This window comes from Citrobacter sp. Ct235, from assembly GCF_030332305.1.
In the GTDB taxonomy this organism is placed as follows: Bacteria; Pseudomonadota; Gammaproteobacteria; order Enterobacterales; family Enterobacteriaceae; genus Citrobacter_A; species Citrobacter_A telavivensis.
Genome location: NZ_JAOWIC010000041.1, coordinates 147953 through 161692, shown reverse-complemented (window position 1 = coordinate 161692; position 13740 = coordinate 147953). Strand labels below are relative to the sequence as shown.

Here is a 13740-nt window from a genome sequence, read left to right as displayed (position 1 = left end):
CGGTAGGCCTGATAAGCGTAGCGCCATCAGGCCTAGTTTGCCGGATGACGGCTGCGCCTTATCCGGCCTACGGGAGCACAAAATGCAGGCCGGGCAAGCGAAGCGCCCCCGGCAGCATCGTTGACGGTTACTCTTCCTTCGGCAGGCACTGCAAATGGCCGTGGCGCACGCCGCGCTGGGCAATGACATCATCGGCAAAATGCTGAACATCGCCCATATCGCCTTTCAGGACGGCAATCTCCAGACAGTCGTCATGATTGATATGGACATGCAGTGTGGCAACCGACAAATCATGGTGATGGTGCTGGGTAGACACGATGCGGCTGGCTAAGTCACGCTTCTCATGTTCATACACATAGGAGAGCACCGCAAAACCCTGGGTGCCGTGCTCCTGGGTGGTTTCCTGCGCCAGCGCGCTGCGCAGAATGTCACGAATTGCTTCGGAGCGGTTGTTGTAACCACGACGCTGGCTCAGGCTGTCCAGCGTTTCCAGTAAATCGTCATCAAGCGTGATGGTGACTCGTTGCATCAGATATCAACCTTACGAAATGGCGCGACGGCGCACGGGGAATGCGGGGAGTACCGCCTTTTGTAGCACACGACCGGCCTCGGAGGAAAAGGTTAATGCCTCTCCTACGATCCTGGTTTCAACGATCTGCCCGTCCTCCATCACCATCACGCGATGACAAAAACGCTCCACCAGCCGCAGATCGTGGGTGATAAACAGACAGGCGGTGCCAAACTGCTGCTGCAGTTTCTTGAGCAGACGGATGACCCCCGCCTGCAATACCAGATCGAGATTCGATACCGCTTCATCGAGAATCAACAGTTTCGGCTCCACCACCAGCGCGCGAGCCAGACAGACGCGCTGGAGCTGACCGCCGCTGAGCTGTGGCGGACGTTTATCCAGCAGGTTTTCATCCAGATCCACCGCGTGGAGCATCTCACGAACCCGCGCCAGCTGCCCGGCTTTGGACAGCGAGAGTAAATGACGCATCGGCTCACGCAGGATCTCGCAGACGGTTTTACGCGGATTCACCGCGCTGATGGAATCCTGAAAGACCATCTGGATATCGCGGCGAAACGCTTTTTGTCTGGACCGGTTCAGTTTTGCCAGCGGTTCACCGCGCCAGTTCACGCTCCCCTGGCTGGGCGATTCCAGCCCGACCAGCAGACGTGCCAGCGTACTTTTCCCGCAGCCGCTGCGCCCCAACAGGGCAACGGTTTCGCCGCTTTTCAGGTTCAGGGAGATCTCTTTGAGTACCTGCTGATGCTGATGTTTTCCCCCCAGGCTGGCGTGGGCGTAGTGATGAGAGAGATCAGTGACGCTGAGTAAAGTCATGAGGCTAACTCCATACCGTACAGGGCGAGATGCGCCGACACCAGACCGCGGGTGATGGCGTGTTTGGGGGCCCTGAACAGGGCTTCCACCTCGCCCTGTTCGACGATGTTTCCGTTATCCATCACCGCCACGTCGTCGGCCAGTCGTGCGATCACGCCCATGTCATGCGTCACTAGCAGCATACCCGGTGCCCGGTTCTGCATAATGTTCTCCAGCAGATCGAGGATGCGCGCCTGCGCCACCACATCCAGATCGGTGGTTGGCTCATCGGCGACGATAAACGGCGCATCGGACAGCACCGCCATCGCGATCATCATGCGTTGTAGCATGCCGCCGCTCATCTCGAACGGATAGAGCTTCAGTACGCGCTCGGCGTGCTCCAGACCAACGGCTTCCAGTGCGCGGATAAGCGTGGTGTCGTCTGCCGGTTTACCCAACGCCTGGCAGGTTTCCCGCGCGTGGGTCGCCATCGTATGCAGCGGATTAAACGCGCTGCGCGGGTTTTGCATAATGGTGGCGATGGTGAACCCGCGCAGGGAGCAAGGGGGCACCGGCTTACCGTCAGCAAGAAGCGTTCCGCTTGTCTGGCGAACGCCCGCGGGTAAAATCCCGAGCGCCGCCGCGCAGGTCAGCGATTTTCCGCTACCGCTGCCACCCACCAGCGCCAGCACGCGTCCGCGTTTGAGCGATAACGACACGCCGTGCACCAGCGGGCGATCGGCCTGTAAGGCGATGTTTTGCAGTTCAATTTGCTGTGGCATCAGTGGGCGTGCTCCGTGACAAGGTGAGGATCCAGGTGATCGCGCAGGGCATCACCCACCATGTTGAAGGCCATCACGGTGATAAACAGCGCCAGCCCCGGCCAGAACATTTGCAGCGGCTGGGTCCAGATATACTGGCGGGCGTCGTTAATCATCACCCCCCATTCCGCCGTGGGCGCCGTCACGCCAAGGCCAAGGAAAGACATCCCGGCAACGTGCAGCATCATGTGACCAATATCCAGGGTTGCCAGCACCAGCAACGAGGGGATCACCGCCCCGGCCAGATGATCGATAAACACCCGGATATGACCCGCGCCGGAAAGCCGCGAGGCGAGAACAAACTCGCGCTGGCGCAGGGAGATGACCAGGCTGCGCACCATCCGCGCATACCACGCCCAGTGCGACAGAGCGATGGCGATAATCACGTTGGTGAGTCCCGTACCTAACACGCCGACCATAAAGAACGACAGGATGGAGGTCGGGAAGGTCATAAACATATCGGCGACGCGCATAGTGGCCTGATCGACGCGTCCGCCCAACAGTCCGGCGCTACCGCCAACGATAAGCCCCAGCGCCAGCACCAGCAGCAGACAGGCCATCACTGAACCCAGCGACACGCGGGTGGCGGCCAGCAGGCGAGAGAAAATATCGCGTCCCAGATGATCGGTTCCCAGCCAGTGCTGGCTGTCCGGTGCCAGCAGACGCGACGGTAAATCGATCGCCTGCGGATCATACGGCAGCCACCACTGGCTGGTTAGCGCAATCACCGCCAGCAGGGCGATGACGACCATGGCCAGACGAACCGACCAGCGTGAAGAGAAGAAAAAGTTCACGAGTGCGCTCCTTCATGACGACGAATACGCGGGTCCAGCGCGGCGTTCAGCAGATCAACAATCAGGTTACAGACCACGAAAACCACCACCATCATCAGTGTAAAGCACTGAATTACCGGGTAGTCGCGGTTAAATATGGCCGAGACGGCATAGCGACCAACGCCCGGCCAGGCAAAGATGTTCTCGATAATCATCGTCCCGCCAATCAGTTCGCCGATGTGCATCCCGACTGCGGTCACCACCGGCAGCGAGGCGTTACGCAGAATGTGGCGGCGTTCGGTTTGTTTATCGTTCAGCCCGCGCAGGCGCGCCCAGGTGACGTGGCGCTGCCCGGAGACTTCCAGCATGCTGGCGCGCAACAGTCGCGCATTAATCGCCAGAGACATGAAGGCTATCGACACCGCCGGTAAAATGAGGTGCTGCCAGTCGCCGTAGCCCATCGCGGGCAGCCACTGCAGCCAGACCGAAAAGAACATCACCAGCAGGAAGGCGAGCCAGAAGTTAGGCATCGACACGCCGAGAAAGGCTATCAGTCGCACGACGAAATCCGGCAGACGGTCGCGGTGACGCGCCGCCCAGATGCCGAGCGGTACAGAGGTCAGCAGGATCAGCACCAGCGCCGCGCCGGCCAGTTCCAGCGTCGCGGGCAGGAAGTTCAGCATGTCATCCAGCACCGGGCGCTGGGTGGCGAACGAAATACCAAAGTCCAGATGCAGCGCTTTCCATAGCCAGGTGCCGTACTGCACGACCAGCGGCTGATCGAGCCCCAGCATCACACGGGTTGAGGCCACCATTTCCGGCGTGGGCGGCAGATTCGACAGGCGCAGATAGTCAAGCGCCGGGTCGCCGGTGCCCAGGCGCAACATCAGGAAGATGATCACCGAGGCGGCGAAAATCATCGGAATCAGCAGCAGGATGCGCCGCAGGACATAACGCAACATCAGGGTTTCACCGGTTTAATCTGTTCAAACGGAATTTCAGAGGCGATAGGCGCGTACGGAATCGTGCCCAGTTCAGGTCTGGCGACCACCATCATCGAGACATAGCTGATGGGCAGATAGACCGCGTCGTTGTGCAGGCGGGTCAGAATATCTTTATACAGCGCCTGACGCTGCGTTTCGTCGGTCGTTTCCAGCACTTCGCTAATCTCTTTATCAATCAGCGGTTTGTCGGTTAAACCCTGCTGTGCCTGGTAATCCGCATGGGACGGCACGCGCATCGAACTCATAAAGGCGTGCGGGTCATACGGCGCGCCCCAGGTGCGATTGAAGATCATGCCGAAGCGACCATCGCGCTGGCGGGCGTAAATGCTGCTCTCTTCTTCGCCGATAAGCGCGACATCGACGCCAACCTGACGCATATCGGCCTGGATAATTTCCGCCATCGACTTACTTAGCGCATCGGTACCAATAAATGACAGCTCAATGCGCAGCGGCTGGCCGTTTTTCTCACGAATCGCTTTGCCTGCGGGTAGCCGCCAGCCGGCTTTTTCCAGCCGATCTTTCGCCTGTTGCGGGTCGTACTGACGTGGTTTCAGGCCAACGTTGGCATAAGGGACCGTCGGGGCGAACAGCGTATCGGCGACCTGCTGCGTGCCGTACAGCGCGTTGTCGATCAACGATTTCTTGTTCACTGCATAGTTCAGCGCTTCGCGCACCGCCAGCTCATTGGTCGGCGCTTTGGCTGAGTTGAGCGCCAGCATCACCGTTTCAATCGGCTGAGAAAGCTGGGTGCGGTAGTTCGGGTTTTGACTAAAACGGGCGAAGGTATCGAGCGGCAACAGTCCTTCGTTGCCGTACAGCAGATCGATATCGCCAGTTTCAAACGCCACGGCGCGGGTGGTGGGGTCCGGAATCACTTTGACGGTAATCTTTTGAATCTGCGGCTTTTCCCCCCAGTAGCGATCGTTGCGGACCAGAACATCGTACTGATTGAGCTTTGACTCTTGCAGCACCCACGGACCGGTGCCAATGGGGGCTTTAATGCCGCGCATCGTTTCGTTGTCTTTAAATTGTGACGGCGCAATAAAGCGGAAAGGACGCGGCAGCGCCAGTTCCTGCAAAAAGGGGTAATAGGCACTTTTCAGGGTGATTTGTAGCTGGTTTTTGTCGAGCGCGCTGACGTCGACAATCTGATTAACCAGTTCCAGCCAGGCGTGGCGCTGACGGTTGTCGAGCACCACGCGAAAGTTTTCCGCCGCGGCATGCGCGTCGAACGCTTCGCCGTTCGAGAAAGTCACATCATCACGCAGGGTGAAGGTCCAGGTCTTGCCATCTGCTGAGTGGGTCCAGCTTTTCGCCAGCCACGGAATGACCGACCCGTCCGCCTGATACTTCACCAGTGGTTCATAGACCATGCTCTGGGCGAACATCTGGTTAGGGGTATACAGATGGGGGTTAAGCGGCCCAACGTTGACCGGCCAGGCGGTAGTGATTTCATCAGTGGCAGCGGCGTGCGTGAGGAATGACGCACAGGCCAGCAGCGCAAAAAGTGTGCGGCGTAGTCTGGACAAAATGGTGATCCCGAATGATGTAGAGGTACGACTTAATGAGTATGACGATTCTAAAGAATCATCATACTTTTGACGTGTTCTGGATCAAGAGAAGGGCGGTCAAACGCGTGAATTATACGAAAATCGTATGTTTGCGATGTCAGACCGTTTCCAGCCACTGCACCGCGTCTGCGGTCAACGTAAAGGGCGTGGGGGTGCAGACGGCGAGGCTCAGGTTGTCGAACTGGCAATGGCTCAGCGAAAGCCCGGAGTCGAAGGTGCTGTCGACGCTGACGATTTGCCACGCGCTGCCGCCGCGCTGTTTCACGATCGCCTCTTTTTGCGTCCAGATACGCCAGAACGCGGCGAGTTGCCGATCCGGATGTTCCGCTTCCACTTCGGCATGTTCCCTGAGGCTGAAGACCGCATTTGCCAGCGAGCGCCAGTTGGCGCGCGGGCGGATCACTTCGAGATCGCAACCTACTTCGCCCTCGTCGCTCAGCAGCAGGGCGATGTCATCACCGCTGTGGCTCAGATTGAACCATAGCGACGTCTCCGGTGAAAAAGCGGGTTTCCCCTGTTCGCCGTAAACAATCTCCGGCAGCGGCGAGAGGGCATGGGAAAGCAGAACGCGACCCGCCAGCCAGCGCGCGCGTCGAGGACCCTTCGGCGCCAGATTGGATAGCGCAGACGGTAAGGGGCCTGCGCTGAGTGTCGAAACTTTTCCCAGTACGATCCGATACATGTCAGGACCAACGTTTGATGATGATGGACGTATTGATGCCGCCAAACGCAAAATTGTTGCTCTGTAGGAATTCACAATCAATCTTACGGGCTTCACCCATAATGTAATCCAGCGCGCCGCAGTTGGCGTCGGGCTGTTTTAAGTTTAGCGTAGGCGCAAACCAGCCTTCACGCATCATTTGTAAGCTCATCCAGGCTTCCAGCGCGCCACAGGCACCAAGGGTATGCCCAAAATAACTTTTCAGCGAGGAGATTGGCACATTATCGCCATAAATTGCGGCGGTTGCCTGACTTTCCGCAATATCGCCACGATCGGTTGCCGTACCGTGCGCGGAAATATAACCCATATCCAGCGCGCTTAACCCCGCCATTTTCAGCGACTGCTCCATGCAAATCTGCATGGTTTCCCGCTGTGGCTGGGTGATATGCGCGGCGTCGCAGTTGGTGGCAAAGCCGATGATTTCGCCGTAAATCGTCGCGCCGCGCGCTTTGGCGTGCTCAAGTTCTTCAAGGATCAGCGTCCCGGCGCCTTCGCCAATCACTAGCCCATCGCGCTGTTCATCGAACGGCGACGGTGTAGTTTTGGGTTGTTCGTTACGCTGGCTGGTGGCGAATAGGGTATCAAAGACCGCGGCTTCTGACGGACACAGTTCTTCCGCGCCGCCTGCCACCATCACGGTTTGATAACCGTGGCGAATCGCTTCCCATGCATAGCCAATGGCCTGGCTGCCGGACGTACAGGCGCTGGACGTTGGGATCACGCGCCCGCGCAGGCCGAAAAACAGTCCGGTGTTGACGGCGGTGGTGTGCGGCATCATCTGCACATAGGTGGTGCCGGTGATGTTATTGGTGTGCTTTTCGGTCAGCATGGTGGCAAATTCGCTCACCGGGCCGGTGCTGCCGGTGGATGAACCATACGCGATACCGGTCTCCCCGTTGGTGAGTACCTCATCGCCGAGCAGCCCTGCCTGTTCGAGCGCCAGTTCGGTGGCGCGGGTAGACATCAACGACACGCGACCCATCGCGCGAATACGCTTACGGGTGTAATGCTCCGGCAGCGTAAAGTCATCGATCGGCGCACCCAGTAGGGTATGCAGCCCGTCATAAACCTGCCATTCCGGCATTTTGCGCACGGCGTTTTCATAGGCCCGCAGTCTGGCGGAAACGTCCTGCCAGTTTTCCCCAAAGGCGGTGACGCCACCCATACCCGTAATCACCACGCGACGCGTCATAACATCCCTCCATTGATGGAAATCACCTGACGGGTGACGTAGCCCGCCACGTCCGACATCAAATAGCTGGCAAGCCCGGCGACTTCGTCCGCCTGACCCATGCGTTTCATCGGGATCATCGCCATCGCCTCTTTCAGCGCGGTCTCTTCCATTTCGATCATGCCAGTGTCGATAAGCCCCGGCGCGATGCAGTTGACGGTAATTTTGCGTTTCGCGAGTTCCATCGCCAGCGCTTTAGTGGCACCGATAATCCCGGCTTTGGCGGCACTGTAGTTCACCTGCCCACGATTGCCCATCACGCCGGACACCGACGACAGGGTGATGATTCGACCGCCCTGACGCGCACCGATCATCGGCATGATGCACGGCTGAATGACGTTATAAAAACTGTCGAGGTTGGTATGGATAACCGTGTCCCAGTCGCTGTCGCTCAGCGCCGGGAAGGCGGCATCGCGGGTCACGCCTGCATTGCTGATCACGCCGTACCACGCGCCATGTTCCTCGATATCCTGCTCCAGCACCTCGCGACACTGCTCGCGGTTCGCCACGTCAAAACTGAGCAGACGCCCTGCGCCACCGACGGCGAGAATGGCATCCAGCGTATCCTGCGCGCCCTGTGCATCACGGTGATAGTGGACGCCGACCACAAAGCCGTCCGCAGCCAACTGGCGGGCGATAGCGCGACCGATCCCCTTGCTGGCGCCGGTAACCAAAACTGAACGACTCATGCGGACGCTCCTTGTTGAAATAGAGAGTGAAGTTCTTCTGCCGACGGCTGGAAGGTATTGACGCGGCCTGTCGCCAGCGTCTCCAGGTCGGCGGTAATTGCGCATTCAAAGCTGCCGAAACGTTCGTCCTGCATCAGCAACTTGACGGTAATCGTTAATGTTCGTCCTGCGGGCAGAACGCCTGCCGCGCAAATCAATTCGCGCGCGCCGAGCACCATCCCGAGCGAAATCGCCCCCTGACCCTGCTGGTGGCGGTGCCAGCCGGACCAGACGCCGACGGTCTGCGCCATCAGCTCCAGTGCGAACCAGCCGGGCAAATTCCCCTGCGGGTCAAGAAATGGCGCCAGAATACCGCTGCTCGTCACAGTGACGCGACAGACGGCGGTGTCTTCGCGCACGCTGACAACGTTGTCCAGCAGCAGCATGGGGGCGTCGTGCGGCAGGTATTCGCCGGGCGATAAATAGTGGCTCATGACATTCTCCCGAGCAGAATACTGGCGTTATTGCCGCCAAAGGCGAACGAATTTGACAAGATAAACGGGCGTTCAAGCGGTTGCGGTTGCTCGATGATGCCGCAGGGCGGCAGCGTCGGATCGCGCGGCGACAGGCTGAAATCCTGCGCAGGCAGCGGTAAGTCACGCTGCAGAATCAACATGCTGAGCGCCGCTTCGGTTACCCCCGCCGCGCCCAGCGTGTGGCCGGTCAGGTGTTTGGTTGAGCTGCACGGGACACGCTCTCCAAACAGCGCGTTGACCACCTTTGATTCAATCTGGTCGTTAAGCGGCGTGGCGGTGCCATGCAGATTGATGTATCCCACCTGTTCAGGCGTGATACCCGCATCGTCCAGCGCCTGCTGGATGGCGCGAATGGCGCCTTCGCCTTCCGGATGCGGTGCAGAAATATGGTGCGCGTCGCTGGATTCTCCCACGCCGAGCAGCGCGATGGGCTGCGGCTCGCGGGTCAGCAGCATCAGCGCCGCGCCTTCGCCAATGGTAATACCGCTGCGGTCGCGACCAAATGGCAGACAGCGCGTGGGCGAGAGCGATTCCAGACTATGGAAGCCGTTGATCGGCATCCGACTCAGGGTATCTGCGCCGCCGACGATGGCGACGTCTGCCAGACCCGACTCAATCAAGCGGCGTCCGCTGATAATCGCGCGGGCGCTGGAGGAGCAGGCGGTGGAAAGGGTGAATGCCGGACTGTCCAGCCTTAGCCAGTGGCTGAGAAAGCGCGACGGGTCGCCCAGCTCCTGTTGCGGATACTGCCAGTGACGGCTCTCTTCACCGTTCAGCGTCAGATTAACGTGCCTGTCGCCTTCGTCCAGACCGGAAGTGCTGGTACCGAGCACCACCGCAACGCGACTGTGACCATAGCGCGCAATGGCCTCATCAACCTGCGGTTGGATCTGCCCGAGCGCGGCCAGCAGCAGTTGATTGTTGCGCGAACGGTGGGCGCTAAAGTCGTCGGGAATGGCGGGCAGTTCGCCGTCCACGCCAGCGAGCACCGCGTGAGGATGCCCCTGTAACCAGCCGGCGCGCGGGCGCATACCGGGCGCCACGCCGCGCGACAGGTTGGCGGCAATCTCATCGGTATCGTTGCCCAGCGCGTTAATCATGCCCACCGCAGAAATGTAAATCATATCAGTCACCCAGGTATTGAATGGTGATGTGGTATTTAAAGACATGCTGTTCGATGCTGATAGGCTCGCGCTTGCCTTTGCGGTTCAGGTAGGTGATTTCTGTCACCAGCTTGCCACGGGCATTGCGCAGTTCACGCGTGTCGCCGCTGTCCGTCAGCGTCCAGCCTTTCGGCAACTGCGGCTGCCAGGCGCTAATTGGCCAGTGGCTGAGCATGACGTCTGCCAGCACCTGACTGGCGGGCGGCAGTTGTGGAACCACGATGGACTGCTCGGTGTGCAGCCCTTTGTCATCGTAGGTCACGAGGAACAGACGAATGCCGACCGACGACAGCCCCGCCAGCGCGATCTTTTTGTCATCAGCATTCAGCATCACCAGCAGCGACTGCGTTTTGCCGTTAAAGCTGCCGGTGAGCAATTGCTGAGCGTTCACTGACGGAGAAATGCCCGGCGCAGGCAGCGTCACCCGCGTGCCCGGCTCCAGCCATGCCTGCGGTCGGCCTTCTTGCGCCTTCTGCGAATGGCTGCAGCCGGTGAGGAGCAGCGCGAAGAGGCACAGTGCTAATTGCCCGATGGCGCTACGCTTATCGGGCCTACGCCAACTTGTTGACCAGGTAGGCCGGATAAGGCGCAGCCGGCATCCGGCAAAAATACGTTTCATCATTTTCGTTTTTTCTCTTTTTTCGTCGGCATCGCCAGAGGGGAAAGCAGGAACGCGGTGAAAATGCCGCTAACCAGCACAATGCCAAAACTGCTGATCGCCTGGGTGGCGCTAAAGACCAGCATGCCGAGCGTCAGCAGCGTGGTCATCATTGCCAGCGAGATGGCTAACAGGGAGGTCAACGGCGTTCCGCGCGGATTACTGAAAAACAGCGTGTAGTTAATACCGATTCCCAGCACCAGTACCAGCGCCAGTAGCGAGAACAGATTGACCGCATGACCGCTCAATGACAGTACCGCCAGGCCACAGCCCAAAGACAGTACCGACGGCACGAGGCTAACGACGCCTCTGCGCCAGCCCAACCGGGCGATCGCGCCGCAGGCAATCACCGCCAGCGCGACAAACAGCAGGCCGGTCAGCACGTTACGGTACAGCGCAAACAGTGCGTCAAAGGTACTTTTGCGATCCACCCATGCGACGCCTGGGTATTTCTCGCTGAGCGCGTTGAGCGCGGCGCTTTGTTTGACGCCGTCTACCGGCACCAGTACACCGCTTTCGCCGTCGGCCAGGCTCAGCCACAGCAGTCGCCAGCCTTCGCTGGCCGGGCTGGCAAGCCAGGCATCGACGGTGACGGGCATAGGGGTGAGATCGGGGTTGACCGTCGTCAGTCCGGCGTTGTTCAGGGCGTGAGTGACGGCGGGCGCGGCGTTTCTCAGCAAAATGAGATCCTGCTGCTGACGGGGCAGTGAATTCAGCGGGATCGTGCGATAGCCGCTGAGCAGCCCCTCTTTTTTCGCCTGTACCAACGCCGGGACAAAGGCCTCCAGCCGTTCCAGTGTCTGCTGCGCGGAGTCGCCGTACACCACAAACCACTTCTGATCGACGCTCTGTCCGGTCAGCGCGGTAATGGTTTTTTCCTGTGCCAGAATGTGCTGCGGCAGCGCCTGCAACTGCGAGATATCGTCGTCCACCCGCAGGGTCGCCAGCCCGGCCAGCGCGAAAAGCGCGAGTGCCACTGGCAGACCCACGGAGAGTTTTTTATTACGTCGCCAGGCGGCAAGCCAGCGCAGCATCAACACCATCGCCGGAACCGGGCGCACCGGTAGTCCACGGCACAGCCACGGGTGCCAGAAAATGACTGTCAGGCAGGAGGCGCTCAGCCCCACGGCCGCAAACACCGCCATCTGGCGAATGCCGGGGAAGGGGGCGAGCATCATAATCAGGTACGCCGCGACGGTGGTCAGCAGCGCCAGCAACAGCGCGTTACGCACTTTCGCCAGGCTTTCCCAGGGCGAGGTTTCAGCGCCGTGTACCATCCGTTCGGTCAGGTAGTACAGCGTGTAGTCGGCGGAGATGCCAATGATGCTCATGCTCATCACCAGCGTCATCAGATGCAGTTCACCGAAGGTAAGCAGCGTGACGACGGTTCCCGCCAGCGCGCCCACGGCAATCGACAGCAGACACAGCAGCAGCGGACGCAGCGAACGGAACACCGCGACAATCAGTAGCAGCACGCCCAGCACCGTCGCCACACCGAGCGTGGAAACATCCTGCTTTGCCTGCTGGCTGGCGTAATCGCTGTAGAATACTGTTCCTCGCGACAGCAACTGCGCCTGCGGATAGCGCGCCTTCAGCTCCCCTTCAAGCGTGCCGAGCGTGGTCACCAGATGATGCGTCTGTTGCATATCGAACGATGAACCGGCCAGTTCGCCATGCAGCAGATACCAGTAGTTTCCCTGGCTGTCCTGGGCGACTAACCAGCCGTCCATCAGCCGCAGACGCTGACCGTTTTCGGCCATCGCCAGCTGTGAGCCGCGCATGAGCATCAGCGGGTCGTTTTGCAGTTCTTTACCGCTGACGCCGGAAAACGCGGAATAGAGCTGAGAAAGAATCCATTGCGCCTGCGCCTCGCCGCCGTTTTGCAAACGGGCACGGGTCTGCGGGTCGATCAGGCCGTTGCGATGCTGCCAGAAGAACGCGCCCCACGCCTGTTGGCTGTCGGCATCCATCGGGCCTTTCACCTCTGCCAATGCCTGTGACTGTTGCAGCATCGCCAGCCAGTCGCGGGCGATCGTCGGATCGGCCTTTTTGCCGGGACTGACCAGCCAGACCAGTTGACGGTCAAGACGCTGCATAAAGCCGTCATTCAGGCTCGGGGGAATCGCCCCCAGCGCCTGTTTTGGCAGCATCGCCAGTACGCTGCTATTGAGCCGCGCCTGAGGCAGCAACATCAGCAACACGCCCAGCATCATAATGCAGGCGATTCCCCATAACAGCGCGGGGCGTTTACTGTGCGGCAAAGCGTTGGCGTTCGTCATCGGTCAGTTGCGCAGGCGTCAGTTGGTGTTGAGAAAGTGCGATATCGGTGCGGTCGCCCTGTTTGTCGTTCAGCTCAATGCGTTCCAGATACGTTTTCCCTGCCAAATCGATAGTGGCGAAGATCTTATCCAGCGGCGTGGTGATCGGCGTCAGGCGCAGGGTCCAGCGGCCTTCTCCGCGATCGGCAAACTCCACGCGGAAGTTTTGCTCCAGCACCTTGCGGTCGGCCTGAAACAGCCCACGCAGCAGGTGGTTAAACTGGAACATCTGCGGGTTGTTGTCGGCGGTGATGGTTTGTGGCGGCTGACCGTTGATGGCCTGTACCATTCGCGTATCGTCCAGCAGCAGTTGCATCGGGAACGGCCGGGTCTGATCCCACAACAGTCCCTGGTCGCGGGCGATCAACATCGTTCCCGCGGATCGCAACGGCTGCGGCAGATCCTTAATCGTCCGGGTTTGATCGAAATGTGCGCGGATCACCGGCTGTTCGGTAAAGCGCTGTTGCAACTCGTCAAGCGTCAGGGCGCTGACGAACGGGCTAATGAGCAGCGCCAGCAGCGGCAGAAACCTCATGGCATCACCCCCATGCGTTCAAACAGTATGTCCGGGCAGACGAAGCACATCTCGCGGCTTTTCTCTTCCACTGCGACCTGAATGGTGTACCCCGTGGTCGCGCGTTTCCCGCTTTCGGCGTCGAAAATTTCATAGCCAATGCGCAGGCGGTTTTCGAACTCTTCCAGGCGTGCGCGTACGCGAATGCGCTGCTCAAAGGTCAACGGATTGCGGTATTTGACGCGGGTATCCACCACCGGCCACAGGTAGCCGGAGGCTTTCATCTGGCGATAGCCGTAGTCGAACTGGTTAAGCAGCGCTTCGCGGGCGATCTCGAAGTAACGGAAATAGTTGCCGTGCCACGCCACGCCCATCATATCGACGTCGTGAAACGGAATGGTCAGCTCGACTTCAGCCGTAAAGCGGGGATCGTTCAGCACC

General features: G+C 59.6%; 15 protein-coding genes. All 15 read right to left on the bottom strand.

Annotated features, from left to right (window positions below; translation table 11 throughout):
- Positions 1-127: 127 nt before the first annotated feature.
- Positions 128-529, bottom strand: a complete 402-nt coding sequence (nikR, locus tag OGY35_RS07585) for a nickel-responsive transcriptional regulator NikR (protein WP_286631885.1) — start codon at positions 527-529, stop codon at positions 128-130.
- A 12-nt stretch (positions 530-541) separates the two neighbouring features.
- Complete coding sequence (nikE, locus tag OGY35_RS07580; protein ID WP_286631884.1) at positions 542-1342, bottom strand: nickel import ATP-binding protein NikE; 801 nt, start codon at positions 1340-1342, stop codon at positions 542-544.
- Positions 1339-2103, bottom strand: a complete 765-nt coding sequence (gene nikD / locus OGY35_RS07575) for a nickel import ATP-binding protein NikD (RefSeq protein ID WP_286631883.1) — start codon at positions 2101-2103, stop codon at positions 1339-1341. The genes nikE and nikD overlap by 4 nt, the downstream gene beginning before the upstream one ends.
- Entirely contained in the window at positions 2103-2936 is an 834-nt protein-coding gene (gene nikC / locus OGY35_RS07570; protein WP_046491674.1) for a nickel ABC transporter permease subunit NikC, read from the bottom strand. Before nikC ends, nikD begins: the two co-directional genes overlap by 1 nt.
- Entirely contained in the window at positions 2933-3877 is a 945-nt protein-coding gene (gene nikB, locus OGY35_RS07565; RefSeq protein WP_152400416.1) for a nickel ABC transporter permease subunit NikB, read from the bottom strand. Before nikB ends, nikC begins: the two co-directional genes overlap by 4 nt.
- A complete protein-coding gene (nikA, locus tag OGY35_RS07560; RefSeq protein WP_286632066.1) occupies positions 3877-5451 on the bottom strand; it encodes a nickel ABC transporter substrate-binding protein in 1575 nt (524 codons plus the stop codon). The genes nikB and nikA overlap by 1 nt, the downstream gene beginning before the upstream one ends.
- 136 nt (positions 5452-5587) lie before the next feature.
- Positions 5588-6172: a 4'-phosphopantetheinyl transferase AcpT gene (acpT, locus tag OGY35_RS07555; RefSeq protein WP_152400412.1), complete on the bottom strand. Its 585-nt coding sequence runs from the start codon at positions 6170-6172 to the stop codon at positions 5588-5590.
- A 1-nt stretch (position 6173) separates the two neighbouring features.
- Positions 6174-7403, bottom strand: coding sequence for a beta-ketoacyl-ACP synthase (locus OGY35_RS07550; protein WP_286631882.1), 1230 nt, complete (start codon positions 7401-7403; stop codon positions 6174-6176).
- A complete protein-coding gene (locus tag OGY35_RS07545; protein WP_286631881.1) occupies positions 7400-8131 on the bottom strand; it encodes a 3-ketoacyl-ACP reductase FabG2 in 732 nt (243 codons plus the stop codon). The genes OGY35_RS07550 and OGY35_RS07545 overlap by 4 nt, the downstream gene beginning before the upstream one ends.
- Entirely contained in the window at positions 8128-8604 is a 477-nt protein-coding gene (locus OGY35_RS07540) for a hotdog family protein (RefSeq protein WP_286631880.1), read from the bottom strand. The genes OGY35_RS07545 and OGY35_RS07540 overlap by 4 nt, the downstream gene beginning before the upstream one ends.
- Positions 8601-9770, bottom strand: coding sequence for a beta-ketoacyl-[acyl-carrier-protein] synthase family protein (locus OGY35_RS07535; protein ID WP_286631879.1), 1170 nt, complete (start codon positions 9768-9770; stop codon positions 8601-8603). The genes OGY35_RS07540 and OGY35_RS07535 overlap by 4 nt, the downstream gene beginning before the upstream one ends.
- Before the next feature lies 1 nt (position 9771).
- Positions 9772-10431 carry a DUF3261 domain-containing protein gene (locus OGY35_RS07530; RefSeq protein ID WP_502872698.1) on the bottom strand — a complete coding sequence of 220 codons (660 nt, stop codon included), beginning with the start codon at positions 10429-10431 and terminating at the stop codon, positions 9772-9774.
- Entirely contained in the window at positions 10428-12746 is a 2319-nt protein-coding gene (locus OGY35_RS07525; RefSeq protein ID WP_286631878.1) for an MMPL family transporter, read from the bottom strand. Before OGY35_RS07525 ends, OGY35_RS07530 begins: the two co-directional genes overlap by 4 nt.
- The gene (locus OGY35_RS07520; RefSeq protein WP_195296123.1) at positions 12715-13320 is read right to left on the bottom strand and encodes a LolA family protein; all 606 of its coding nucleotides are present in this window, start codon (positions 13318-13320) and stop codon (positions 12715-12717) included. The genes OGY35_RS07525 and OGY35_RS07520 overlap by 32 nt, the downstream gene beginning before the upstream one ends.
- Positions 13317-13739: an acyl-CoA thioesterase gene (locus OGY35_RS07515; RefSeq protein WP_152400398.1), complete on the bottom strand. Its 423-nt coding sequence runs from the start codon at positions 13737-13739 to the stop codon at positions 13317-13319. The genes OGY35_RS07520 and OGY35_RS07515 overlap by 4 nt, the downstream gene beginning before the upstream one ends.
- Position 13740: the final 1 nt, after the last annotated feature.